General features: G+C 63.9%; 17 protein-coding genes and 1 tRNA gene. 9 read left to right on the top strand and 9 right to left on the bottom strand.

Annotated features, from left to right (window positions below):
- The first annotated feature begins 152 nt into the window (after positions 1-152).
- Positions 153-779 (top strand): GTP cyclohydrolase I FolE, encoded by a 627-nt coding sequence (folE, locus tag DENOEST_RS03910; protein ID WP_145771790.1) that lies wholly within the window; start codon positions 153-155, stop codon positions 777-779.
- Between the two features lie 35 nt (positions 780-814).
- Here the strand turns inward: folE and DENOEST_RS03905 are convergent, their stop codons facing one another.
- From DENOEST_RS03905 to ispD, 6 genes are all read right to left on the bottom strand, one after another.
- A complete protein-coding gene (locus DENOEST_RS03905; RefSeq protein ID WP_145771789.1) occupies positions 815-2,695 on the bottom strand; it encodes a potassium transporter Kup in 1,881 nt (626 codons plus the stop codon).
- Between the two features lie 15 nt (positions 2,696-2,710).
- Positions 2,711-3,418: a two-component system response regulator KdpE gene (kdpE, locus tag DENOEST_RS03900; RefSeq protein WP_145771788.1), complete on the bottom strand. Its 708-nt coding sequence runs from the start codon at positions 3,416-3,418 to the stop codon at positions 2,711-2,713.
- 151 nt (positions 3,419-3,569) lie between these two features.
- On the bottom strand, positions 3,570-5,108 hold the full coding sequence (locus DENOEST_RS03895) for a DUF4118 domain-containing protein (protein ID WP_145771787.1): 1,539 nt from the start codon (positions 5,106-5,108) through the stop codon (positions 3,570-3,572).
- A gap of 92 nt (positions 5,109-5,200) precedes the next feature.
- A complete protein-coding gene (gene thpR, locus DENOEST_RS03890) occupies positions 5,201-5,746 on the bottom strand; it encodes an RNA 2',3'-cyclic phosphodiesterase (RefSeq protein ID WP_145771786.1) in 546 nt (181 codons plus the stop codon).
- Positions 5,724-6,227: a 2-C-methyl-D-erythritol 2,4-cyclodiphosphate synthase gene (ispF, locus tag DENOEST_RS03885; protein WP_145771785.1), complete on the bottom strand. Its 504-nt coding sequence runs from the start codon at positions 6,225-6,227 to the stop codon at positions 5,724-5,726. The genes thpR and ispF overlap by 23 nt, the downstream gene beginning before the upstream one ends.
- The gene (gene ispD, locus DENOEST_RS03880) at positions 6,224-6,916 is read right to left on the bottom strand and encodes a 2-C-methyl-D-erythritol 4-phosphate cytidylyltransferase (RefSeq protein ID WP_145771784.1); all 693 of its coding nucleotides are present in this window, start codon (positions 6,914-6,916) and stop codon (positions 6,224-6,226) included. The genes ispF and ispD overlap by 4 nt, the downstream gene beginning before the upstream one ends.
- Positions 6,917-7,107: 191 nt before the next feature.
- Here ispD and DENOEST_RS03875 point away from each other — a divergent pair, with 191 nt between their 5' ends.
- The 4 genes from DENOEST_RS03875 to amrS all read left to right on the top strand — a co-directional run bounded on the left by DENOEST_RS03875 (position 7,108) and on the right by amrS (position 10,915).
- Entirely contained in the window at positions 7,108-8,355 is a 1,248-nt protein-coding gene (locus DENOEST_RS03875) for an MgtC/SapB family protein (protein ID WP_145771783.1), read from the top strand.
- Between the two features lie 24 nt (positions 8,356-8,379).
- Positions 8,380-9,174 (top strand): AmmeMemoRadiSam system protein B, encoded by a 795-nt coding sequence (gene amrB, locus DENOEST_RS03870; protein WP_145771782.1) that lies wholly within the window; start codon positions 8,380-8,382, stop codon positions 9,172-9,174.
- Positions 9,174-9,755 (top strand): AmmeMemoRadiSam system protein A, encoded by a 582-nt coding sequence (amrA, locus tag DENOEST_RS03865; RefSeq protein ID WP_197970512.1) that lies wholly within the window; start codon positions 9,174-9,176, stop codon positions 9,753-9,755. Before amrB ends, amrA begins: the two co-directional genes overlap by 1 nt.
- Before the next feature lie 68 nt (positions 9,756-9,823).
- Positions 9,824-10,915 (top strand): AmmeMemoRadiSam system radical SAM enzyme, encoded by a 1,092-nt coding sequence (amrS, locus tag DENOEST_RS03860; protein WP_232096548.1) that lies wholly within the window; start codon positions 9,824-9,826, stop codon positions 10,913-10,915.
- Positions 10,916-10,966: 51 nt separating this feature from the next.
- Here the strand turns inward: amrS and DENOEST_RS03855 are convergent, their stop codons facing one another.
- The 3 genes from DENOEST_RS03855 to rnr all read right to left on the bottom strand — a co-directional run bounded on the left by DENOEST_RS03855 (position 10,967) and on the right by rnr (position 20,222).
- Positions 10,967-16,117 (bottom strand): two-partner secretion domain-containing protein, encoded by a 5,151-nt coding sequence (locus tag DENOEST_RS03855; RefSeq protein ID WP_145771780.1) that lies wholly within the window; start codon positions 16,115-16,117, stop codon positions 10,967-10,969.
- A 26-nt stretch (positions 16,118-16,143) separates the two neighbouring features.
- Complete coding sequence (locus DENOEST_RS03850; protein WP_170228274.1) at positions 16,144-17,718, bottom strand: ShlB/FhaC/HecB family hemolysin secretion/activation protein; 1,575 nt, start codon at positions 17,716-17,718, stop codon at positions 16,144-16,146.
- A gap of 245 nt (positions 17,719-17,963) precedes the next feature.
- Positions 17,964-20,222, bottom strand: a complete 2,259-nt coding sequence (gene rnr / locus DENOEST_RS03845) for a ribonuclease R (RefSeq protein ID WP_145771778.1) — start codon at positions 20,220-20,222, stop codon at positions 17,964-17,966.
- A 45-nt stretch (positions 20,223-20,267) separates the two neighbouring features.
- Between rnr and DENOEST_RS03840 the strand changes: the two genes are divergently transcribed.
- The 4 genes from DENOEST_RS03840 to DENOEST_RS03825 all read left to right on the top strand — a co-directional run bounded on the left by DENOEST_RS03840 (position 20,268) and on the right by DENOEST_RS03825 (position 22,763).
- A tRNA-Leu gene (locus DENOEST_RS03840) sits at positions 20,268-20,352 on the top strand.
- Positions 20,353-20,572: 220 nt separating this feature from the next.
- Positions 20,573-21,913, top strand: coding sequence for a polynucleotide adenylyltransferase PcnB (pcnB, locus tag DENOEST_RS03835; protein ID WP_145771777.1), 1,341 nt, complete (start codon positions 20,573-20,575; stop codon positions 21,911-21,913).
- Positions 21,910-22,407: a 2-amino-4-hydroxy-6-hydroxymethyldihydropteridine diphosphokinase gene (gene folK / locus DENOEST_RS03830; protein ID WP_145771776.1), complete on the top strand. Its 498-nt coding sequence runs from the start codon at positions 21,910-21,912 to the stop codon at positions 22,405-22,407. The genes pcnB and folK overlap by 4 nt, the downstream gene beginning before the upstream one ends.
- Positions 22,404-22,763, top strand: coding sequence for a DMT family protein (locus DENOEST_RS03825; protein WP_197970511.1), 360 nt, complete (start codon positions 22,404-22,406; stop codon positions 22,761-22,763). The genes folK and DENOEST_RS03825 overlap by 4 nt, the downstream gene beginning before the upstream one ends.
- Positions 22,764-22,769: the final 6 nt, after the last annotated feature.

Genomic DNA, 22,769 nt, shown 5'->3' with positions numbered 1-22,769 from the left:
TTGGCTTATTGGCTTGTGGGATCGGAGCTATTTTAGCCCCAAGGGAACCCAGGGAGTTACCCCCACAGGTAATAACAGCCTTGCCGGCCGGCCCGACGCGCCCTATCCAGCCCCGTGTATGATGAAAAATCCCCCTTCACAGTGCCATCGCCATGGATTCCGACCATCCCATACCGAGCGCTGCCAGCATCGGCATTCCCCGTACCGGAAACTTCGACCCGGTCGCCTTTGAACAGGCGGTCATCGCCCTGCTCGACGCCTGCGGCATCGAGCCAGAAGCCCCCCACATGGGCCGTACCGCCCAGCGGGTCCGGGAGCTCTGGCAAAAACGGCTGCTGGGCGGCTACGATCTGAACCCGGCCGAAGCCCTGGGCGAGGGCTTCGCCGACAGCCGCAGCGACATGGTGGTAATCCGCGGCATCGCCGTCCATGGGATCTGCCCCCATCATCTGGTGCCCTTCCGGGGGGTCGCCCACGTGGCCTACCTGCCCGGCGGCCGGCTGCACGGCTTCGGCCGCATCGCCCGCATGGTGGATGCCATCGGCCATCGTTTCACCTACCAGGAATGGATGACCCGGGATATCGCCGATGCCCTGGTCAGCCACGGTATGGCCCGGGGCGCCGCCTGTCTGGTGGAAGCGGAACAGCTTTGCCTGCTGCTGGGCGAGGACCGGCGCGGCGACGAGCGGGTGGTTACCCAGGCCTATGCCGGCGCCTTCGAACAATCGGAATCCCTGCGCCGGGAATTCCTTGCAGCCATTGGCCCCCGGGAACGCTGACCTTCCCGCGATGTCATACGCCGCGTGCTCCCCGCCTACAACACCACCTGAGCCCCCAGTTCCACCACCCGATTGGGAGGCAGGCGGAAATAGGCGGCGGCGCTGCCGGCGTTGCGGAACAGGGCTATGAAGATTTTTTCGCGCCAGAAAGGCATCTCCGAGCGGAGCTTGGGAATCAGGGTCTCCCGGCCGAGGAAGAACGAGGTGTCCATCATGTCCAGTTGCAGGCCTTGCTCGGCGCACCATTCCAGCGCCAGGGGCAGGTCCGGCTCGTCCATGAAGCCAAAGAACACCCGCACCCGCCAGAAGCCGCCGGACAACCGCTCCACCACCACCCGCTGGCTATCCGTCACCCGGGGAATGTCCAGTACCTTGACCGTGGTCATCACCACCCGCTCGTGCAGCGTCTTGTAGTGCTTGAGGCTGTGCAGCATGGCGTGAGGTACGCCGTCGGGGTTGGGGGTGAGGAACACCGCGGTGCCCGGCACCCGGGCCAATTCGCCCGGATTCAGCTCCAGACCATCGATGAAGGGCAGCAGGTCCATGGCATCCGCGGCAAGACGTTGCTGCAACAGTCTGCGTCCCTGCTTCCATGTCATCAGCAGCATGAACACCAGAGCGCCGAAGGCCAGGGGGAACCAGCCCCCATCGGCAATCTTGACGGCATTGGCGGAGAAAAAGGCCAGATCGATCAGCAGGAAGGGCGCGGCGCCCAGGGCCGCCCGCCACAGGGGCCAGCCCCAGAGCCAGCGCGCCACGACAAAGGCCAGCAGGCTGGTGATGACCATGGTGCCGGTGACGGCGATGCCGTAGGCCGCCGCCAGCTTGGTGGAGGAACCAAAGCCCAGCACCAGGGCCACCACAGAAAACAACAGGACCCAGTTAACTGCGGGCAGATAGATCTGACCGATCTCGTGGGGCGAGGTGTGAAGAATTTCCAGCCGGGGGCAGTAACCCAGTTGGATGGCCTGCTGAGTGATGGAGAAGGCCCCCGAGATCACTGCCTGGGAAGCGATCACCGTGGCCATGGTGGCCAGGGCCACCATGGGGTAGAGCGCCCAGGTCGGGGCCAGGCGATAGAAGGGATTCTCGATGGCGCTGGCATCGCCAAGCAGCAGGGCGCCCTGGCCGAAATAGTTGAGCACCAGGGCCGGCAGCGCCAGGCCCAGCCAGGCCAGTCGCACCGGCCTGCGGCCGAAGTGGCCCATGTCGGCGTAGAGCGCCTCGGTTCCGGTCACCGCCAGCACCACCGCCCCCAGGGCAAGGAAGGCCAGGGAGGGCTGGGCCAGGAAGAAGTCCAGGCTGTGGCGCGGATCGAAGGCCAGCAGCACGCCCGGATGGGCGGCGATATTGACGCCCCCCAGCAGGGCCAGGACCAGGAACCAGAGGGCGGTGATGGGGCCGAACAGGGCGCCGACGCTGCCCGTGCCCTTGCGCTGGATCAGGAACAAACTGGTCAGCACCGCCAAGGCGATGGGCAGGACATAGGGCTTGAAAGCCGGCGTGGCCACTTCCAGTCCCTCCACGGCGGAAAGCACCGAGATGGCCGGGGTGATCACGCCGTCGCCGTAGAACAGCGCCGCGCCGAACAGGCCCAGCACCAGCACCAGGGCCTGGCGCCGCCCGCCTTCCGCCATGGGGCGCAGGGCCAGGGCCATCAGGGCCATGATGCCGCCCTCGCCCTTGTTGTCCGCCTTCATGATGAAGTACACGTACTTCACCGTCACCACCAGGATCAGGGACCAGACGATCAGGGACAGGATGCCCAGCACGTTGTCCGGCGTGATGGGCACGGGATGATGGGCACCGGCGAAGATTTCCTTCATGGTGTAGAGGGGGCTGGTGCCGATGTCGCCATACACGACGCCGAGGGCCGCCAGGGCCAGGGTGCCGTCACGGGCTTTGCTTGCAGACATGATGATGAACTCTGATCAGGGTTGAAAACGGTAGCCGACGCCGGTCTCGGTCAGCAGGTGGCGGGGCCGGGCCGGGTCGGTTTCGAGCTTCTGGCGCAGGCGGCCGACGTAGATGCGCAGATAGTGGCTGCTCTCGGCATAGCCCGGACCCCAGACTTCCCGCAGCAGATGACGGTGGGTCAGCACCTTGCCGGCATGGCTCACGAGCTGGACCAGGAGGCGATATTCGAGGGGGGTCAGATGCACCTCATTCCCCTGTCGCAACACCCGACGCCGGACAAAATCCACCTCCACCTCGCCGAAGGCCAGTTGCGGACTGCCATCGCTTCCCGCCGGGCGGCGGCGCAGCAGTGCCCGGGCGCGGGCCAGCAGTTCACCCACGCCGAAAGGCTTGCTCAGATAGTCGTCGGCGCCGGCATCCAGGGCGCCGATCTTGTCGCTCTCCCCATCCCGGGCCGACAGCACCAGCACCGGCACCGCCGACCAGCCCCGGAAATCGCGGATGAAATCGATGCCGTCCATGTCGGGCAGGCCCAGGTCCAGGATCACCAGATCGGGCAGGCGGGTCCCCGACTCCAGGAGGCCCGAGCCACCGCTGGCGGCCTCTGCCACCTGCCAGCCCTCCCCTTCCAGGGCGCCACGCACAAAGCGGCGGATCTGGGGCTCGTCCTCGACGATCAGTATCACCGCGGCGCCGGATTGGGACGGATGAGATAGGCTCATTGGACTACCCTCCCCCCGGCCCCCTCCCCGAGGGAGGGGGTTCGCGGGGCGAACCCCGTGGGGAACTGGAAAGCCCTCCCCCCGGCCCCCTCCCCGAGGGAGGGGGTGACGATGATGGTTCGCCGCTTCGGGCGGCCGTGCGGGGCGTGTTTCATTCAGTTTCCTCCTCCACCGCTGGCGGTGTACCCAGGGGCAGGGTGAAACTGACCCGAGCGCCGCCGCCGGGTCGCAGCTCCACTTGCATGCAGCCGCCATGAACGGTAACGATGGACTTGCAAATGGCAAGACCAAGACCAACGCCGGGGGTGGCAGATTCCGGCATGCCCCGTGCGAACATCTCGAACACTTTCTGCTCCATGCCCGGCGGGAAACCCGGCCCCCGATCGTTTACCGCCACCACCAGCATTCCCTGGGCCACAGTGGCCTCCAGTTCGATGGCGCTTTCCGCTGGCGCGAACTTGGCCGCATTTTCCAGCAGATTGCACAGCACCCGTTCCACCAGCACCGCATCGAAACAGACCAGGGGCAGATCCGGCGCCAGCCGTATCTCCACCCGATGATGTGCCAGGGCCGACTCCAGCAATCGCAGGGCGGAACCCACCACCTCCTCCAAAGGTTGCCATTCTTTGCGCAAGCTCACCCGGCCAGCCTGGAGCCGGGCCATGTCCAGCAGATTGCCCAGCATGCGGCTCATGGCCCGGGCCAGATCAGCCAGGGTCTGGGCGGTCTCACGGGCCGACGGCGGCAGGGGTGCCCGGGACAAAACCAGGGAATCGGCCAGGCCCACCATGGCCGTGAGGGGTGTGCGCAGATCGTGGGAAAGGGCCGAGAGAATGGAGTTACGCAGCTTTTCCGATTCGATCTGGAGGCTGTGGGCCTGGGCAATTTCCACGTAGTGCAGGCGTTCCACGGCAATGGCGATCAGGGAGGCCACCGTATTCAGCAGGGGACGCTGAGCGCGCAGGGCCTCCTCGCCCACATCCAGGGGCGATACGGCGAGGACGCCGCGCACTTGCAGCGGCGTGCGCAGGGGCAGATAAATGGCCGCCATGCCACTGCCGGCCAGAGTGTCCATTTCCAGCACCTCGCCCTGGACGAAGGCAGCCCGGGCGAAGCCGAATTCGATGCGGCCGGGAGGGTGTCCGATGGCGGGTCCGGCGACGAGCTGCCCCGCTTCGTCAACGAAAAACAGGGCCGAATGCAGACGCCGGGCCTGGGCCAGGAAGCGCTGGGTGATTTCCGCCACCTGCTCGGTGCCCAGGGCTGCCCCCAGTTCCCGGGCCATCTCGTAGAGCGCCCGGGTTTCCCGCTCCCGCCGCCGCGCCAGTTCGGCCTGCTCCGCCATGCCGGCGGTCAGATGGGCCGAGATCAGGCCCACCGCCAGCATCACGGCAAAGGTGATCAGGTACTGCACGTCGGCCACGGCAAAGGACAGATGGGGCGGCACGAAAAAGAAATCGAACAGGCCCACACTCAGGAAGGCCGACACCACGGCCGGTCCCCGCCCCAGACGCACGGCGCAGAGAAACACCGTCAGCAAGAACAGCATGACGATGTTGGCCAGATCCACGTAGGACCGCAGTAATGCCGCCAGCAAGGCCGTCAGCAGGCAGGCCAGCACCGCCTTGAGATAGGCCAGGCGCGGCCTGGGGAAGGAATTGCCGGAATCTGACGGAGTTTGTTCAAGCATGGGACCAGCTTAGCCCGCCGCCCGTAAAAACGGTGCTCCGGTAACCACCTCCGATGTAAACGATAAGTAAACGCCAGCCCCTGGAAAAGCCCTCAACCGGGTACCAGGGGCCAGGACGCCAGCATCCGATAGTCCGCTCCAGCCGGGGATGGTCGGGACTCCACCAGCCCGAACCCAGCCACCGACCAGGACTGGCTCAGCGCAAGCCCTGGCACCACCTCGCAGCGGGCATTGCGCAGCAGGGTCACATGGGCAGCGAAGGGCCGTTCCTCCATGGCAAACCCCGCGTGGCGCAAGGCTTGGTGCAGAGCTGCCGCCAGGGCCTCCAGTTCTGGCGGCAGCGTGGCGCAGCCGGCCCAGAGTATGCGGTTGTGACGCCAGTAGCCGAGCCGATCCAGAGTCAGGGTAAAGGCGGGAACGCGGATGGCGGCAGCGATGTCATGGAGTTCCAGCAGGCGGGTTTCCTCCACCTGGCCGAGGAAGGCCAGGGTCAGGTGCAGGGTGTCCCGGGCCATCAGGCGGCCGCCGCAGGCAGGCCGCGCCTCGGCCGCCAGGCGGTGCAACTCTCCGGCCAGTGCGGTGGACGGCCAGAGGGCGAAGAACAGGCGCCGGGAGTCAGGCCTGGCCGCCGGTCCCATCGCGCAGCAGCAGGGCCACGGCCTGGGCGGCGATGCCCTCGCCCCGGCCGGTGAAGCCCAGTTTTTCGGTGGTCTTGCCCTTGATGTTCACCGCCGCCGGGACGATGCCCAGGTCGGCGGCGATATTGGCGGCCATGGCCGGGGCATGGGGCAGGATTTTCGGCGCCTGGCAGATCACGGTGCAATCCACGTTACCCACCCGCCAGCCCGCCGCCTGCACCTGGGCCACGGCCCCCCGCAGCAACATGCGGCTGTCGGCGCCGTGCCAGCGGGGATCGGTGTCGGGGAAATGGCGGCCGATGTCCCCGAGGCCGGCGGCCCCCAGCAGGGCATCAGTGATGGCGTGGAGCAGCACGTCGGCGTCGGAATGGCCCAGCAGGCCCCGCTCGAAGGGGATGGTGACGCCACCGATGATCAGGGGGCGGTCGGGCACCAGGGCATGGACGTCGAAGCCCTGGCCGATGCGGATATCGAATGTCATGGGACGCTCCGGCTGCGGAGTATCCACTCCGCCAGTTGCAGATCGAAAGGATAGGTCACCTTGAAATTGGTGGCATCGGCTGCCACCAGTTTCGGCGCCAAGCCCAGGGCCTCCATGGCGCCGGCCTCGTCGGTCACGGCATCTGGACACTGCTCCAGGGCCTGGAGCAAGGGGCCATGGCGGAACATCTGGGGCGTCTGGGCCTGCCAGAGCTGGTCCCGGGGAACGGTGGCCACGACGCGCTTGCCATCACCGACCCGCTTCAGGGTGTCGGCCACAGGCACGGCCAGCAGCCCTCCCACCGGATCGTCGGCCAGCTCACGGATCAGCGCTTCCACCTGAGACACGGCGAGGCAGGCCCGGGCCGCGTCGTGGACCAGCATCCAGTCCTCCGCCGCCACCCGGCCGGCCACGGCCCGCAAGCCATTGGCGACGCTGCCGGCCCGGGTCGCGCCGCCCTGGCGCAGCACCGTCAGGCGCGGCGCCAGGGCGGACCAGTCATGACGATCCCATTCACCGTCATCGGCGGCGATCACCACGAACACATGGGCGATGGCCGGCACGGCGCAGAGGGTGGCGAGGGTGTGATGGATCAGCGGGCGCCCCAGCAAAGGCAGGTACTGCTTGGGGACTTCGCCCCCCATGCGGGCACCGCTGCCGGCAGCGGGAACGAGTGCGTAGTAGCTCATGAATCGAATTGTAAGAGACTACAATCGGATTCAGTTAACGCGCATGGTCGCCAACACCACCCCCGAGGATAAAAATGCGCCAAAGTAACGCCGCCCATCCCCGCCCCGGGGCGGGGCTACTTATCGGCTCATTACGCTTGATGATTACACTCGGCTTCGACGCAGCTTTTTCATAATTGCCCGGAACCCCCATGGAAAATACCGCCGCCCAGGTGCAGCTTTTTGCCACCAGTCTAGCCATCGGTCTGCTGATCGGTCTGGAGCGGGAACGCAAGCCCGATGCCAAGGCCGGGGTGCGCACCTACGCCCTGACCGCCCTGCTCGGCACCCTTAGCGCCCTGCTGGCCCGGGAAGTGGGCAGTGGCTGGGTGGTGGCCCTGGGTTTGGTGGCCGTGGGGGGCATGATGATGGCGGCCATCGCCCAGGACCCCCACGACGACGGTGATCCCGGCACCACCTCGGTGGTGGCCCTGATGATCGCCTACGGCCTGGGAGCCGCCGTCTGGCTGGGCCACGACACCCTGGCGGTGATGCTGGGTATCGCCACCACCATCCTGCTCTACTTCAAGAGCGAGCTTCACGGTTTCAGCAGCCGGATCACTCCCAAGGACCTGATCTCGGTGCTGCAATTCGGGGTGCTCTCCTTCATCATCCTGCCCATCCTGCCCAACCAGGACTTCGGCCCCTTCGCCGCCTTCAATCCCCACCAGATCTGGTGGCTGGTGGTGCTGATTTCGGGCCTGTCCCTGGCCGGCTACGTGGCCCTGCGACTGATCGGCGCCCGCCACGGCGCGGCGGTGATCGGCATCTTCGGCGGCCTGGCCTCCAGCACCGCCACCACCATGATCTATGCCCGCCACGCACGGGCTCGGGCCGAACTTACCGCCATGGCAGCCCTGGTGATACTGCTGGCCAACCTGACGGTGCTGGTGCGTCTGGCCCTGGTGGCCCTAGTGGTGGCCCCGCCCCTGTTCGTTCCCCTGCTGCTGGTGCTGGGCTGCGGCCTGGGCGCCGGCCTGGTGTTCGCCCTGGGCACCTGGCTGCGTCTGGGCCACCAGGAGATCATGCCCATGCCGGAGATCGCCAACCCCACCGAACTACGCGCCGCCCTCTCCTTCGGCGCCCTCTATGCCGTGATACTGCTGCTGGCGGCCTGGATCCAGGAGATCGCCGGCAACCAGGGACTCTATGCCGTCAGTCTGGCCTCGGGCCTGACCGACGTGGATGCCATCGCGCTCTCCAGCCTCAAGCTCTTCAACCTGGACAAGCTGGGAACGGGTCAGGCCGTGATCGCCGTGGCCCTGGCCGTCCTGGCCAACCTGGCTTTCAAGACCGGGCTGGTGCTCACCATCGGCGGCCGCCCCCTGGCGGCCCGTGCCCTGCCCGGCCTGGCCGCCATCGGCGCCGGCATCGGCGGAGCCTTGCTGTTCACTGTCTGACAATCTTTTGCCAAGGAGTCGATCATGTCCGTCTCCACCCACTTCCGCCCCCCCGCCGTGGCCGGCCTGTTCTATCCCGGCGACAGCCAGCAACTGGCGGTGGAGGTCTCCGCCCTGCTGGCGGAATGCCATCCGCCGTTGCTGCATCCCAAAGCCCTGATCGCCCCCCATGCAGGCTATATCTATTCGGGTCCGGTAGCGGCCCAGGCCTATGCCCTGCTCACCCCGCTGCGTGCCATCGTGCAGCGGGTGTTGTTGCTGGGGCCGGTGCATCGGGTACCGATCCATGGTCTGGCCACCACGGGAGCGGACTATTTCCGCACCCCCCTGGGGGATGTACCCATCGACGGCCGGGCCGTGATGGAAGCCTGCAAGCTGCCCCAGGTGGCCATTCACGATGGCGCCCATGGTCCGGAGCATTCCCTGGAAGTGCATCTGCCTTTTCTGCAAACCGTCCTCGACGATTTCAGCCTGGTGCCCTTCGCCGTGGGCATGGCCTCGGCCACCGAGGTGGCCCAGGTGCTGGACCTGCTCTGGGGCGGGGAGGAAACTCTGATCGTGGTGAGTTCCGACCTTTCCCACTACCACGGCTACCAGGAAGCCCAGCGCCTGGACCGCCAGACCGCCGACGACATCCTGCATCTGCATCCCCTTTCCAGTCATGAGCAGGCCTGCGGCGCCACGCCGATCAACGGTCTGCTGGAAGCCGCCCGGCTGCGGGGGTTGCGACCCACTTTGCTGGACCTGCGCAATTCCGGTGACACCGCCGGGGACAAGTCCCGTGTGGTGGGCTACGGCGCCTTCGCCTTCGAGGCCTGATGATGGACGAACTCGGCTCCACGCTCCTGATCCGGGCAAGAAACGCCATCGCCACAGAGCTGGGGCAGATCAGCGCGCCTGCCCCCGATCATCCGACCCTGCACCAGCCCGGCGCCTGTTTTGTCACCCTGACCCGGGACGGACGCCTGCGAGGCTGTATCGGCTCCCTGGAGGCCCATCGCCCCCTGGGAACCGACGTGGAGGCCAATGCCCAGGCTGCGGCCTTTCGTGATCCGCGTTTTCCGCCCCTCGCCCTCGCCGAACTGCCCACGACCCGGGTGGAGGTCTCCCTGCTCTCGCCGGCCAGCCCCATGGACTTCGAGGACGAAGCCGATGCCCTGGGCCGGCTGCGCCCCGGCATCGATGGCGTGATCCTCGCATTCCGGAACCATCGCGCCACCTTCCTGCCTCAGGTATGGGAAGACCTGCCGAACCCTCGACTTTTCCTCGCCCACCTGAAGCAGAAGGCGGGGCTGCCCGCCGACTTCTGGTCGCCGGAAATCCGGCTTTACCACTATGAGGTGCAAAAATGGAAAGAGACAGAACCCTCCCCCCAGCCCCCTCCCCAGGGGAGGGGGTGACCAGTCACCTCCCTCGCCCGGCGGAGGAGGTTGGGAGGGGGTGCCCTGAGTCCCCGCCCGCAGGCGGGATAGGCAACTCCTATCCCGCCCGCTGGTGGCACAAACTGGAAGACGGCCGCATCCAGTGCGACCTCTGTCCCCGGGACTGCAAGCTGCACGAAGGTCAGCGTGGAGCCTGTTTTGTGCGGGCCATGAGCGGCGGACAGATGGTGCTGACCACCTATGGCCGCAGTTCGGGCTTCTGCATCGACCCGGTGGAAAAGAAGCCCCTCAACCATTTTTACCCGGGCTCCAGCATTCTGTCCTTCGGCACCGCCGGCTGCAATCTGGCCTGCAAGTTCTGCCAGAACTGGGATATATCCAAGTCCCGGGAAATGGACACCCTGATGGACGACGCCACGCCGGCAGCCATCGCACGGGCGGCTGCCCGCTATGGCGCGAAGAGCGTGGCCTTCACCTACAACGACCCGGTGATCTTCGCCGAATACGCCATGGACACGGCGGATGCCTGCCATGACCTGGGCATCAAGACCGTGGCGGTCACCGCCGGCTACATGCATCCGGAACCAGCCCGGGCCTTCTACGCCAAAATGGATGCCGCCAATGTGGACCTGAAGGCTTTCACCGACGATTTCTACGTCAAACTCTGCGGCGCCCATTTGCAACCGGTGCTGGACACCCTCAGCTACATCGCTCACGAGACCGACTGCTGGCTGGAAATCACCACCCTGCTGATTCCCGGCAGGAACGACAGCGACGAGGAGCTCGCCGCCCTGTCCCAATGGGTGGCGAAGGAGCTGGGACCGGATGTTCCCCTGCACTTTTCCGCCTTCCATCCCGACTGGAAGATGACCGACCTGCCCCCCACGCCCCCGGCCACCCTGCGCCAGGCCCGTCGCATCGCCCGGGAAGCCGGGCTGCGCTATGTCTATACAGGCAACGTGCACGACACGGAGGGCGACGCCACCCACTGCCCGGCCTGCGGCGCGGCGGTGATCCGTCGCGACTGGTACGAGATCCTGGGCTACGACCTGACGGATGAGGGCCGTTGCCAACGCTGCGGTAGCGCCATCGCCGGCCGCTTCGGTCCCCTGGGCACCCCTTTCGGTTCCCGCCGCATTCCGGTACGACTCCACGGCATGGACCCGACCCGGCCCTGAAAAAGCGAAGGCCCCGCAAGGGGGCCTTCGCATCTTCAACCAAACAGATTCTTACTTGAAGCTGCGCACCTCGAAGAGGTAGTCGCCGCCGCTGGTATGACCCGCCGAGGTGGCGGCCCCATATTGGGGCACCTGGGGGAAGGTCTCAATGACGCTGGCCTTGGTGTCCTCGAAGACCTTGGTACCCGAATCGAACTTGCCCACGTTCTTGAGAGAGTTCATCAGGCTCCAGGCAAAGATGGAATGGCCATCATTTCCTTCATCCGAGACCGGTTCCTCGCCACCCGAAGACATCACAACCACCGAACGCTTGGACAGGATCTGCTGGGCATCGGCGCTGGGAGCAACCTTCTGCTCCTTGGTGAAGGCTCCGGAGTAACAGCTGTCCGAAACCAGCATCACCTGCTTCGCAGGAATGTTGCCCAACAGCTTGGCAACGTCGCTATTGGAAACCCAGTTGGACGGATCGGAAACAGAGGCATCCGCCGGCAGCCAGTAGCCCTGGTTACCCCCCTTGGCAGTTTCCATCTGGTAGCCATGACCCGCGTAATAGACGGTGACGCTGTCGTTGGCCCCCATTTCCTTGCCCAGGGTATTCAGGGTCTTGACGATCTCTGCCCGGGTACCGTTGCGGATCACGCGCACGTCGTAGCCCATCTTCTCCTGCAACACCTTGCCCACAGCCTCCACATCGGGAACGGCGGACTCCAGTGCCGGAATCCTGTTGTCTTGATAGCTGTTGATGCCCACCATCACGGCCACCTTGCGCTGGATCTGAGGAAGGAAAGAAAGCGTCGGTACCGGCAGCGGCATCTGCGCGGCGGACTGGGCAGCAATTTCCTGCCTTGCCGGCATACAGACATCGGAACCACCACCGCAAGCCGGTAGGTTGGCGACGTTCGGGTTGGCCTGGAGGATAGTCAAGGCCGGCTTGAGCAGCTCGGTCTTGAATTCGTGGCGCAGGGCGGACATTTCAGCCAGCCGCTCCGGCGTCATGGAGGCAATTGCCGCCTTCTGGAACGCCTTCAGGGTCTCGACCCGCTGAGCGTCCGCCTTTTTGGCGTGCTCGGCCCGCTTGGTCTCGGCCTCGGCCTTCAGCTTGCTGGCCTCGGCTTTGCGCCCTTCAGCTTCGGCATGCTTGGTCTCGGCCTTCTTCTCTTCCGTGGACCGCTTCTGCTCGGACTCGACCTTGCGATTCTCGGCCCGCTTGGCATCCTCGGCCTTGCCTTCGGTCTTGGCTCTTACCTCCCGGGACTCGTCTTGCTTGGCGGCAGCCTCGGCCTTGTGGGCACTGGACTCGTCGCGTTTAGCCTCGGCTTCGGTCTGTTTGGCCTCGGCTTCAACCTTGTGGGCGGAGGCCTCGACCTTCTTCTGCTCGGACTCGGACTTGCGCTCTTCGGCCTTGGCCAGCTTGACCTTGGCTTCGGCCTGCTTCTGCACCGACTCGATACGTTTTTCCTCGGCACGCTTCTGAGCCGCGATCTTCTGTTCCGGAGTCTTGGCCTCCTTGGCTTCGGCAGCCGCCTGCTTGTATTCGGCCTCGGCCTTTCTGGCATCCGCCTCCGACTTCTTGGCACTGGCCTCGACTCGTTTCCCTTCGGCTTCGGCATGCTTGGCATCCGCCTCGGCCCGCTTGGCGCTCACCTCGGACTTCTTCGCTCCGGCTTCGGCCTGCTTGGCATCTGCTTCCGCCTTGCGGGACTCGGCCTCGGCCTTCTTGCTCTCGGCGACCGCCTTGTGCTCGGGATTCTTGGCCCCCTTGGCTTCCGTCTCCGCCTGTTTGGCTTCAGTGGCGGCCTTCTTGCCATCGTCCTCGGCCTTCCGGGCGACCACCTCGGCCTTCCTGGCCTCACCTTCCACCTTCTTGGCTTCTCCTTCCGCCTTCTTGGCTTCAGCCTCCATCCTCTTCGCTTCAGCTTCGGTCTTCTTCGCCTCGGCCTCCACCTTCTTGGCAGCCACAGTCGCCTGTTTGGATTCCTGCTTCAGTTCCGCAGATGATTTGCGCTGATCGGCCTCCTTGGTCTCGTCTTTCGGGCGGGTCGCAGACTTGGCGGCACTTCCCTTGTCGTCCTTCTTGGCTTCTTCAGCCTTGGCTGTCTTCTTGTCCTCCTTGGCCGCCTTGCTATCGTAGGTCACCACCCCTTTGGTTTCCGTACCCTCCGCAACAGCAGCCTCCACCACCTGGGCGGACTGGGATGTCATCTGGCTGCTGGTGGTGGAGCACAGGGCGGGGTTGTTCACGCAGACATCCGTCGTCACCGTATCCGCCGTCGAAGTTCCAGAGGTTTCAGTAGGGGTCGAAGGTGTGGATGTGGTCCCGGTTCCCTTGGCGAAGTAATAGGTGTCGGAAGCGGTTATGGCTTCGGTTTGCGGTGTAATCCCCTGGGCCTCTGTCTCGGCCCGGGAAACAGGGCCCTGCCCCCCCAAGCCACCCAAACTGACAGTGCCCGCGCCCGCGACGTTCTCGATGAACCATCCCTTGGTGGTTTGCAGCGCCTGGGCGCCGCCATTATTCACAAAGCTCGCCTGAACCGGCGAAGCGCAGTTCACACTGCCGTCGCTGCAATTGGGTTCCAGATAGATCGAAACGCCAGGTGCTGTAACGGTGCTATTGAGCTGGATGGTGCCGCCGGAAGTCGCCAGCAGAACCCCGGTGTCGCTCTTGATTGGTTGATTGATGGTGATCCCGCGCTGTAGGCTCGATGTGTAAGCGGACCCCCATTCATCGCCCCCCAGCAGGGCAATGGCTCCAGTCTGCGTAATCGGGCTGGAAATCTTTACATTGCCTCCCGCACCAAGCCACAGATTGGTGGAACGTGAATTGAACGAGCCCACAACCTCCAGGTTGCTTGCCGTGGCACTGGCATTCGCGGCGTATGTCAGATAGGAAAAAACGCCCAGAGTTGTCCAGCTTCCGGAGAGATATGTTCCCGCATCACTGAGACACCAGTCTCCCGGACAGGAGTCGGTACCCAGGAGAACATTCTTGCTGCTGGAATAGAAGGAGGGATTGAGCCCGACAGCGTAGGCATTGACGCTTATAGGCGAACCACTCAGGCTATTCAGCGATACATCGACCACCTGCCCCTCGAAGGAAGCCCCGTTATTGACGATCAGCGGGGCATCCAGTTCGATGATGGATTCTTGTTGATCCAACTCTATGACGGTAGGCGTAGACGGAGAGCCATTGATGACCTTGGCTCCTGCCCCCAATACCAGGCTTTGCGATCCCTGGAGCATCAGTTCGCCCTTCCAGCCGGAAGCGTTGGGCAGGGTCCAGGCCATGCCCGGAAGCAGTTCCAGCACACCCGACTTGGTGGGATAGGTAGCGGAGGTGATTCCGGTGCTACCCCCGCCGTAGGCGGAAATGCCGATCATATAGGTGCCGGTTCCCGATATCTGGCTGGCAGGAAGATTGTAGGTTCCGCCCAGGGCAACGTAGGGGGCGTGAATCGAACCATAAACCGTACTGCTGGTTGCCCCCCAGAAACCTGCGGCACCGCCCGCAGGGGAGTAACTGAAATAGTCTTTGGCATAGATGGAAATGTAGTTGGCCCGAAAGTCCGCATCAGGGGCGATATTGACGGTCCTGTCGGCATCGAAGTAAACGCCTCCGACAGTACGCAGACTGTGACCACCACTGGCGATGTCGATGACACCGGACTTGCTGGGCAGACTGGCAGAGCTTCCCCAGGCATCGAACTTGGCATTGAGCGTGACGTTGTTGGTCAGGGCATCCAGAGAGCCGTTGAGATAGATATAAGGCGAGGTCAGGCTCAGCAGGCGCCCTCCACTACCCAGACCGGAAATCGCAGGCAACACATAGGTGCTACTGGTCTGATAGGCCGCCACATCGGTCACATCAACGATCACGTCGGCCAGGGCTAGGGCCTGGCCCAGGGAAGAAACGGAATAGGTCGCTGGAATGGGGGCAGACAAGCCGGGCACCGTACAGGATGAACCATCGGAGATACAGGCCAGGGCTGGATCCAGCAGCCAGGTGCCGTTCTTGCCGAGGGGGGCCCTGGCATCGACGAGACCATTAGCCATCAAAGTGTGTCCGGAAGTCTCGGCAAAACCGCCGTCGCCGCCCTGGGCACCACCCCTCACCGAAATGAAGCCATCGTAAAAGGTCTTGTCGTTGGACCAGACAATCACCTTGCCACCATTGCCCGCTTGGGTGGCATCGGCCTTGATGTTGGCGCCGGCGGCAATATTGGTTTTGGTTGCATTCTGTACTGCCGGGTTGTTTCCCTGCCGATCGCCGCCGACCAGTACCGTCCCACCGCCCGTGGCGCCCGATGCATCGATGCTAGCCATGGCCGCCAGCGTCACCTCATCGCCGAGTACCTGGACCGAACCACCCTGGCTATTGGCATGAGTGGCGCTGATGCTGCCGGAAACATTGGTAGTTCCGCTGGCCTTGAGAACGATTCGCCCCTGGGCATCCAGGGCGGCAGCATCGGCCACAAGACTGCCCTGCTGATCGATCAGGGCACCGTAGATATCGATACGCCCGCCCTGGGCCGTAATCTGACCCAGGTTGACGGCCCGGTTATCGGTAGCGTTGAGGGTCACCGTCATGTTCGGAGTGCCGGTATCGGTGAGGCTGACGCTATTGCCGGCAGCCAGCAGCACCTGGCCCTGAGGCGTGGTGACGATGCCTTCGTTGCTGACGTTGCCACCAATCAGATAGACGCTGCCGCCCACCGGTGTGGTGATCTTGCCCAGGTTACTGACGCTGCCGCCATGGCCGGCAAAGCTCAGCTTGTCGGCCAGGAAATCGGCATTGGAGATATTGAGGGAGGAGGCGATAAGCCCGGCCACGTCAATGATGGCACCAGAACCGAACATTACGCCGTTGGGGTTGACCAGGAAAACCCGGCCATTGGATTGCAAGGTACCCAGAATCTGGCTCGGGTCCTGGCCGCCGATGCGGTTCAGCACCGCGGACTGGGCATTCTGCTGGACGAACTTCGTGATCTCATTCTGGCCGATGTTGAACTGCTGCCAGTTGATGATGGCGCCGGGGCTGTTGGTTACCGTGAAGGTATTGCCATTGGTCGCGAAGCTTGCCGCGCCATTGGCCACCGTGGGACCAATGGGATTGGCCAGAGCGATGGGGGAAATGGCAAGAGAAATAGCCAGACTGAGCGCCGTCTTGCGGAAGCGCTGGTGGGTGGAGGTATTGAGGGAACGCATGGCGTTGTCTCCGGGAATACGTAAGTTCAGAACGAGTAGGACACGGCCAGGTGGCCAAAACTCTTGTTGCGGTCGCGCTGCACGGGCACCGTGGGATGGGTGGGCGACTGGACAAAACCGACATCCAGACGTACCGCCAGATCCTTGCCGTAGTTCAGCCGCATGCCCAGGCCAATGCTGGAGAGCTTGGTCTCGCCGATCATGCCCGGAGTGATGTTGTGTACGTAGCCCAAATCATGGAAAGCCAAGGCTCTCAGCTTGGTCTCCGCAGACAGGCCCAGGGATGAGGCCAGGTCCGGGGTATATATCTCCAGGTTGGCCGAGGCGCCGTAGTCGCCGGAGGCAGTACGCTCGTCATAACCCCGCACCGAGGATGCACCACCAATGCCGAACTGTTCGCTGGCAATCAGGGCCTTGGAGGATTCCTGGAAATTCAGCGTGGCCCGGGCTTGCCAGTCCTTGAGGGGAACGGCCACAAAACCGCTGGCGCGCCAGGCATCCCATTGCCGGGAACGGGTGCCATAAGCAGTGCTGCTGCCATGGGGACCGCCCACGATATTGACGTAATAACCGATGTTGCCGCCCGCCTGGAAGGCCGGCGTGGCGAGTTGGGCAACATAGCTGAGGCTCGCCGGCATGCTGGTGATGGTGCCACAGGCATTCAGCGCGGTACCACCCAGACTGCAATCGTTGTTGAAGTCTTTGTAGTCCAGGCCATAGACCAGCTTATGCCGGTATTCACCCTGGCTGGGAAGAGCCTGATTGAGGCGGGTGCCAAAATAGGAACCCTTACCGGAGAAGAACAGCGCTCCAGCGGGGGAACTGGAGGTGCTCTTGGTATCCGAGTAGGCCGCGATCAGGTCCAGGGACAGACCCTGGGCATAGAAGGGTATGCGATAACCGACGGTGAGATTGCCCACCTTGTCCGGATTCTGGTAAGTCGTCATGTACTGCAGGGTCAGCATGTGATCCCGATTCATCAGGTTCGCATTCTGATAGGCGATGCCGATGCGCTCCATGCCCGTGGAACGGGAACCCGCGTTATCGACCGTGACCGTATATTTTTCAGTACGGTCCTCGACGACATCGACCCGGGCATCGATATCGCCCGGTGCCCCACTGGCCTGGAAATTCACCGCGACCTGCTTGGCCGGATTCTCGTTGGCCAGGACGATATCGGCAACGATCTCACCCGAATGGGGAGCCTTGCCTTCCTTGAGGGCCGGCAGACTGGCCCGGATATTGGCTTCGTCGTAGACCTTGTTGCCGGCTACGGTGACCTTGGCGACCCTCCCCTCAATGACGCGGAGGGTGATCACGCCTCCCGCCGCCGTCTGCTCCGGGGGGAAAACCTGGACCACCGGATAGCCCGCTTGCGCGTAGGCATCCTTCAATGCGCCAGCAGCCCGCTTGACATCGTCCATGGTACGACCGGCGCCAGCATGGGGTACCAATGCCCGCTGCACCACCTCCTCGGTCAAAAGAGACCCACCTTCCACCTTAAACCCGGAGATGTCGAACGCCACCGGCTGCGCCCAGGCCAGCCCCGTCAATACCTGTACCACGGTGCCCAGCAGCACACTGCGATGATTACGCTTCACGCTTTTCCCCCTCATGAGTTCACTCCACTTGCCATCTCAAGTCTGGATACGACCATACCACCCATCAAGACCAAGTCACCTACCATCCGACTTTATGCATCCCCAACACCGACAAGAACGGACCGCATATTGTCCTACGCACCCCATGATTCAGGATGATTAGAACTAACTGCCATTGATCTGCATCAATTACACACACCCAGACAAGGGCGTCAGCAGGGCTACCGTGCTAACCGCTCCATTGCCTAACGCCGCTTTCGATTGCTTTTGACAGCTTCTTGGGACGTTCCCGAGGCCTCATCCACCAGACGGAAGTCGATCTTGTTCTGCTCCATATCCACCCGCGCCACCTGGATTTTCACCCGGTCGGACAGTCGGTAACGGGCGCCGCTGCGCTCGCCCACCATGGTGTGGGCGGCTTCGTCGAAATGGAAGTAGTCCCGACCCAGGTCCGAGACATGGACCAGGCCCTCGACGAAGACATCGTCCAGGGCGACGAAAATACCGAAGGGCACCACGGCGGAAATGCTGCCGGTGAACTCTTCGCCGACCCGGTCCTTCATGTAGAAGCACTTGAGCCAGGACTCCACGTCACGGGTGGCCTCGTCGGCCCGGCGCTCAGTGGCGGAGCAGTGGATGCCGATCTCGTCCCAGTTGCCCGGACGGTATTTTTCCCGATTCAAGGCCGCTTTGATGGCCCGATGCACCAGCAGGTCCGGATAGCGGCGGATGGGGGAAGTGAAGTGGGTGTAGCTCTCGTAGGCCAGACCGAAGTGGCCCACGTTGTCGGGGCTGTAGACCGCCTGACTGAGGGAACGCAACATCACGGTCTGGAGCAGCAACTTGTCGGGCCGGCCCTGGATCTTTTCCAGCAGCTTGGCATAGTCCTTGGCGCTGGGCTTGTCGCCGCCCCCCAACTGCATGCCGAAGGTGGCGAAGAACTCCCGCAGCTTGGTGAGTTTTTCCGGCGTCGGCCCCTCGTGAATTCGATAGAGGGTGGGATGCTCCTGCTCGTGCAGATACTCGGAGGCGCAGACGTTGGCTGCCAGCATGCACTCTTCGATCAGGCGGTGGGCATCGTTGCGCTCGTAGGGCTCGATGCGGGATATCTTGCCGTTGTCGTCGAAGATCATGCGGGTCTCGACGGTATCGAAATCGATGGCGCCCCGCTTTTCCCTGGCCTTGGCCAGGAGCCGAAACACATCGTCCAGAGCCTCCAGGTGAGGCAGCAGGGGCTCCAGTTTCTTGCGGGTGGCGGGATCAAGATCGTAGAGGGCAGCGGCCACCTCGGTATAGGTAAGCCGCGCCTGGGAGAACATCACCGCCGGATAGAAGCGATAGCGCTTGATGGCACCCGTGACGGAGAGCGACATGTCGCAAACCATGCACAGGCGTTCCACCTGGGGATTCAGGGAACACAGGCCATTGGAGAGTTTCTCCGGCAGCATGGGAATCACCCGCCGGGGGAAATACACCGAGTTGCCCCGGTCATAGGCTTCCTGGTCCAGCACCGACCCCGACTCCACATAATGGGAGACATCGGCGATGGCCACCACCAGACGGAAGCCCTTGCCCTGGCGTTCGCAATACACGGCATCGTCGAAGTCCCGAGCGGTCTCGCCGTCGATGGTCACCAGGGGCAGGCCGGTCAGATCCTCCCGCCCCTTCCAGTCCGACTTGCGCACGGTGTCCGGAAGCTTCTTGGTCTGTTGCAGGGCTTCCTTGGAAAACTCGAAGGGCAGATCATGCTTGCGCAGGGCGATCTCGATTTCCATGCCTGGATCGGCGTAATTGCCCAGGATTTCCACCACCCGGCCGATGGGCTGGGAACGGACGTTGGGCTGTTCGATGATTTCCACCATCACCACCTGGCCGGCCGTGGGCCGCAGGGCCTTCTTGTCGCCTTTGGCAGGCGGTGGCAGGAGAATGTCCTGGCTGATGCGGCGGTTCTCCGCGGAGACGAAGCAGACCCCGTGTTCGTTGATGACCCGGCCCACCACCCGGGTGTTGACCCGGTCGGTAACCTCGACGATCTTGCCCTCGGGCCGCCCCCGGCGATCCACTCCCACCAGGCGCACAATGGCCCGGTCGCCATGGAGCACCTTGGCCATTTCCTTGGCGGAGAGGAACACATCATTGCCCTTGGCCTTGTCGTCCGGCACCAGGAAACCGTAACCGTCCGGATGGCCCTGGATGCGACCGCCGAGCAGGTCGGCCTTGTCCGGAATCAGCCAGTCGCCCCGGCGGTTCTGCATCAACTGCCCATCCCGGGCCATGGCGCCGAGGCGGCGCTGAAAATCCTCCCGTTCGAAGTCCTTGATATCGAGGCGATCGCACAGATCGTCGAAGGAGAGCGGCACGCCTTCCTGGTCCCCCAGAATCTGGAGAATGTACTCCCGGCTGGGCAGGGGATAGTCGTACTTGGCAATTTCCCGAGCCAGTTCGGGATCCCCGCGACGCACGGCGGAAAGCTTGAGAGATTTATCTGTTTTCTTGTTTGACAATTGTTCTTTTTCCTTTAGAATTCGCGCCTCTTTGATTCGCCCTGTGCCCAGGTGGCGGAATTGGTAGACGCACTAGTTTCAGGTACTAGCGCTGCGAGGCGTGGAGGTTCGAGTCCTCTCCTGGGCACCACCGAATTGAAGACGCGAGGGGCCCTGGTTTTGATCAGGGCCTTTTGCTTTTCCGGCCTTCTGTTTTTTTTCATCCCGAGCTTTGCAACCACGCCGGATGATGCACTCCATGGGCTGACTCATGCTTGGCATTCTACGCTCGGAGTCTCGAATTCCCTCGTTGGATTTGATGTATTCGGTATGATCGACGGCTTTTCCAACTCCTTACTGGCAAGGTTTTCATGATCCGAAAACTGCTGCGCCGCGTGTTCCGGCGCAACGGGACTCCGCCTGCCGTGGCACTGGCCATCGTACCGGCGGAGCGCCATCGCATACGCCGCGACCAGGTTTCCCGGGTCGCCCTGCGAGTCTGCGACACCTTGCAGGAAGCCGGCCACCGGGCCTATGTGGTGGGCGGCGCGGTGCGGGACCTGATCGCCGGCATCGAACCCAAGGACTTCGACGTGGCCACCGACGCCACGCCGGACCAGGTCCGGGCCCTGTTCCGCCGCTCCCGCATCATCGGCCGCCGCTTCCAGATCGTCCATGTCATGTCCGGTCCGGAGACTATCGAGGTCTCCACCTTCCGCGCCGCCCATGACGCGGACACCATCAAGGACGAGCATGGCCGGGTACTGCGGGACAACGTCTGGGGCAGCATCGAGGAGGACGCGGCGCGGCGGGACTTCACCGTCAACGCCCTGTACTACGACCCCGCGACCCAGACCGTGCTGGACTATCACCACGGCGTGGCCGACCTTCAGCAAAAGGTGCTGCGCATGATCGGCGAGCCCCGCGCCCGCTACCGGGAAGACCCGGTGCGCATGCTGCGGGCCGTGCGCCTCTCGGCCAAGCTGGGTCTGGCCCTGGACCCGGCGGTGCGGAATCCGATCCGCGAAATGGCGGAACTGATGGAAAACGTGCCGGCAGCCCGGCTCTTCGACGAGATGCTGAAGCTGCTGTTCTCCGGCCATGCCGTGGAATGCCTGAAGCGCCTGCGCGACGACGGCCTGCATCATGGACTGCTGCCCCTGCTGGACGTGATCCTGGAGCAGCCCATGGGGGAAAAATTCGTTCTCCTGGCCCTGACCAGTACCGACGACCGGGTAAAGGCCGGCAAGCCCACCTCCCCCGGCTTCCTCTTCGCCACCCTGCTCTGGCATGAGGTGCTGGCCAACTGGGATGCCCGCAAGGCCCGGAAACAGGTGTCCATGCCGGCCCTCTACGAGGCCATGGACGAAGTGCTCGACATTCAGGCCGAGAAGCTCGCGATCACCCGCCGCATCGCCGGAGACATCAAGGAAATCTGGGCCCTCCAGCCCCGCTTCGAGAAGCGCTCCGGCAAATTCCCCTACCGCCTGCTGGAGCAGCCCCGCTTTCGTGCCGCCTACGATTTCCTGCTGCTGCGGGCCGGCAGCGGCGAGGTGCCCCAGGAACTGGCCGACTGGTGGACCGAGTTCCAGGACGCGGATCCGGAACGGCGCGAAGCCATGCAGATGGCCGACACCTCACCCCGCAAGCCCCGCCGCCGCCGTAGCCGCGGCCCCAAGGCCCAGGATGCGGGAGGGGAGCAGACGTCGTGAAGCTGGCCTACGTGGCCCTGGGCGCCAACCTGGGGGATCCCATCGCCACCGTGCGCGCCGCCATCGAGGCCCTTGCCGCCCTGCCAGGCCATCGCCTGAAGGCCGTTTCCAGCCTCTACCGCACCGCTCCCGTGGGACTCCTGGGGCAGCCGGACTTCATCAACGCCGTGGTCGCCCTGGAGACTCCCCTGCTTCCCGAGTCCCTGCTGGCGGAGCTGTTCGCCATCGAGGCCCGTTTCGGCCGTCAGAGGGGCATCCGCAATGCGCCCCGCACCCTGGACCTGGACCTGCTGTTCCATGGGGATAGTCACTCGGACGATCCCCGCCTGACCCTGCCCCACCCCCGCATGCATGAGCGTGCCTTCGTCCTGGCGCCCCTGGCCGAAATCGCACCAGCGTTCATCCTTCCCGGCCACGGGCCCATTACCGGCCTGCTCGACGCTTGCGCCGACCAGGGTATCGAGCGCCTGCCCGCCACCGCCCTGGCGGCATGATCCAGTTCTTCTCCAGCCTGCCGGTGATTCTGCAAACCGGCCTGCTGCTGGCGATATCCAACGTCTTCATGACTTTCGCCTGGTATGCCCACCTCAAGCATCTGAACGAACGGCCCTGGTGGATCGCGGCCCTGCTGTCCTGGGGCATCGCCCTGTTCGAATATCTGGTGCAGGTGCCGGCCAATCGCATCGGCAACACCGAACTTTCCCTGGCCCAGCTCAAGATCGTCCAGGAAGTTGTCACCTTGGCGGTGTTCGTGCCCTTCGTGGTCGTTTACATGCAGCAGCCCCTGAAACTGGATTACCTCTGGGCGGGCCTTTGCCTGCTGGGAGCGGTATATTTCATTTTCCGCTGAATCGTC

The sequence above is a fragment of the Denitratisoma oestradiolicum genome, assembly GCF_902813185.1.
Lineage (GTDB): Bacteria > Pseudomonadota > Gammaproteobacteria > Burkholderiales > Rhodocyclaceae > Denitratisoma > Denitratisoma oestradiolicum.
Note: the sequence above shows the minus strand (reverse complement) of the source record. Positions and strands in the feature narration are given on the sequence as shown.

Excerpts from the sequence above, each read along its gene's own strand:
- thpR (WP_145771786.1), bottom strand. The coding sequence starts at position 5,746 with ATGGGACCGGCGGCCAGGCCTGACTCCCGGCGCCTGTTCTTCGCCCTC.
- DENOEST_RS03855 (WP_145771780.1), bottom strand. The coding sequence starts at position 16,117 with ATGCGTTCCCTCAATACCTCCACCCACCAGCGCTTCCGCAAGACGGCG.
- folE (WP_145771790.1), top strand. The coding sequence starts at position 153 with ATGGATTCCGACCATCCCATACCGAGCGCTGCCAGCATCGGCATTCCC.
- ispF (WP_145771785.1), bottom strand. The coding sequence starts at position 6,227 with ATGACATTCGATATCCGCATCGGCCAGGGCTTCGACGTCCATGCCCTG.
- DENOEST_RS03825 (WP_197970511.1), top strand. The coding sequence starts at position 22,404 with ATGATCCAGTTCTTCTCCAGCCTGCCGGTGATTCTGCAAACCGGCCTG.
- DENOEST_RS03905 (WP_145771789.1), bottom strand. The coding sequence starts at position 2,695 with ATGTCTGCAAGCAAAGCCCGTGACGGCACCCTGGCCCTGGCGGCCCTC.
- DENOEST_RS03875 (WP_145771783.1), top strand. The coding sequence starts at position 7,108 with ATGGAAAATACCGCCGCCCAGGTGCAGCTTTTTGCCACCAGTCTAGCC.
- ispD (WP_145771784.1), bottom strand. The coding sequence starts at position 6,916 with ATGAGCTACTACGCACTCGTTCCCGCTGCCGGCAGCGGTGCCCGCATG.
- DENOEST_RS03895 (WP_145771787.1), bottom strand. The coding sequence starts at position 5,108 with ATGCTTGAACAAACTCCGTCAGATTCCGGCAATTCCTTCCCCAGGCCG.
- amrA (WP_197970512.1), top strand. The coding sequence starts at position 9,174 with ATGATGGACGAACTCGGCTCCACGCTCCTGATCCGGGCAAGAAACGCC.
- amrB (WP_145771782.1), top strand. The coding sequence starts at position 8,380 with ATGTCCGTCTCCACCCACTTCCGCCCCCCCGCCGTGGCCGGCCTGTTC.
- pcnB (WP_145771777.1), top strand. The coding sequence starts at position 20,573 with ATGATCCGAAAACTGCTGCGCCGCGTGTTCCGGCGCAACGGGACTCCG.
- kdpE (WP_145771788.1), bottom strand. The coding sequence starts at position 3,418 with ATGAGCCTATCTCATCCGTCCCAATCCGGCGCCGCGGTGATACTGATC.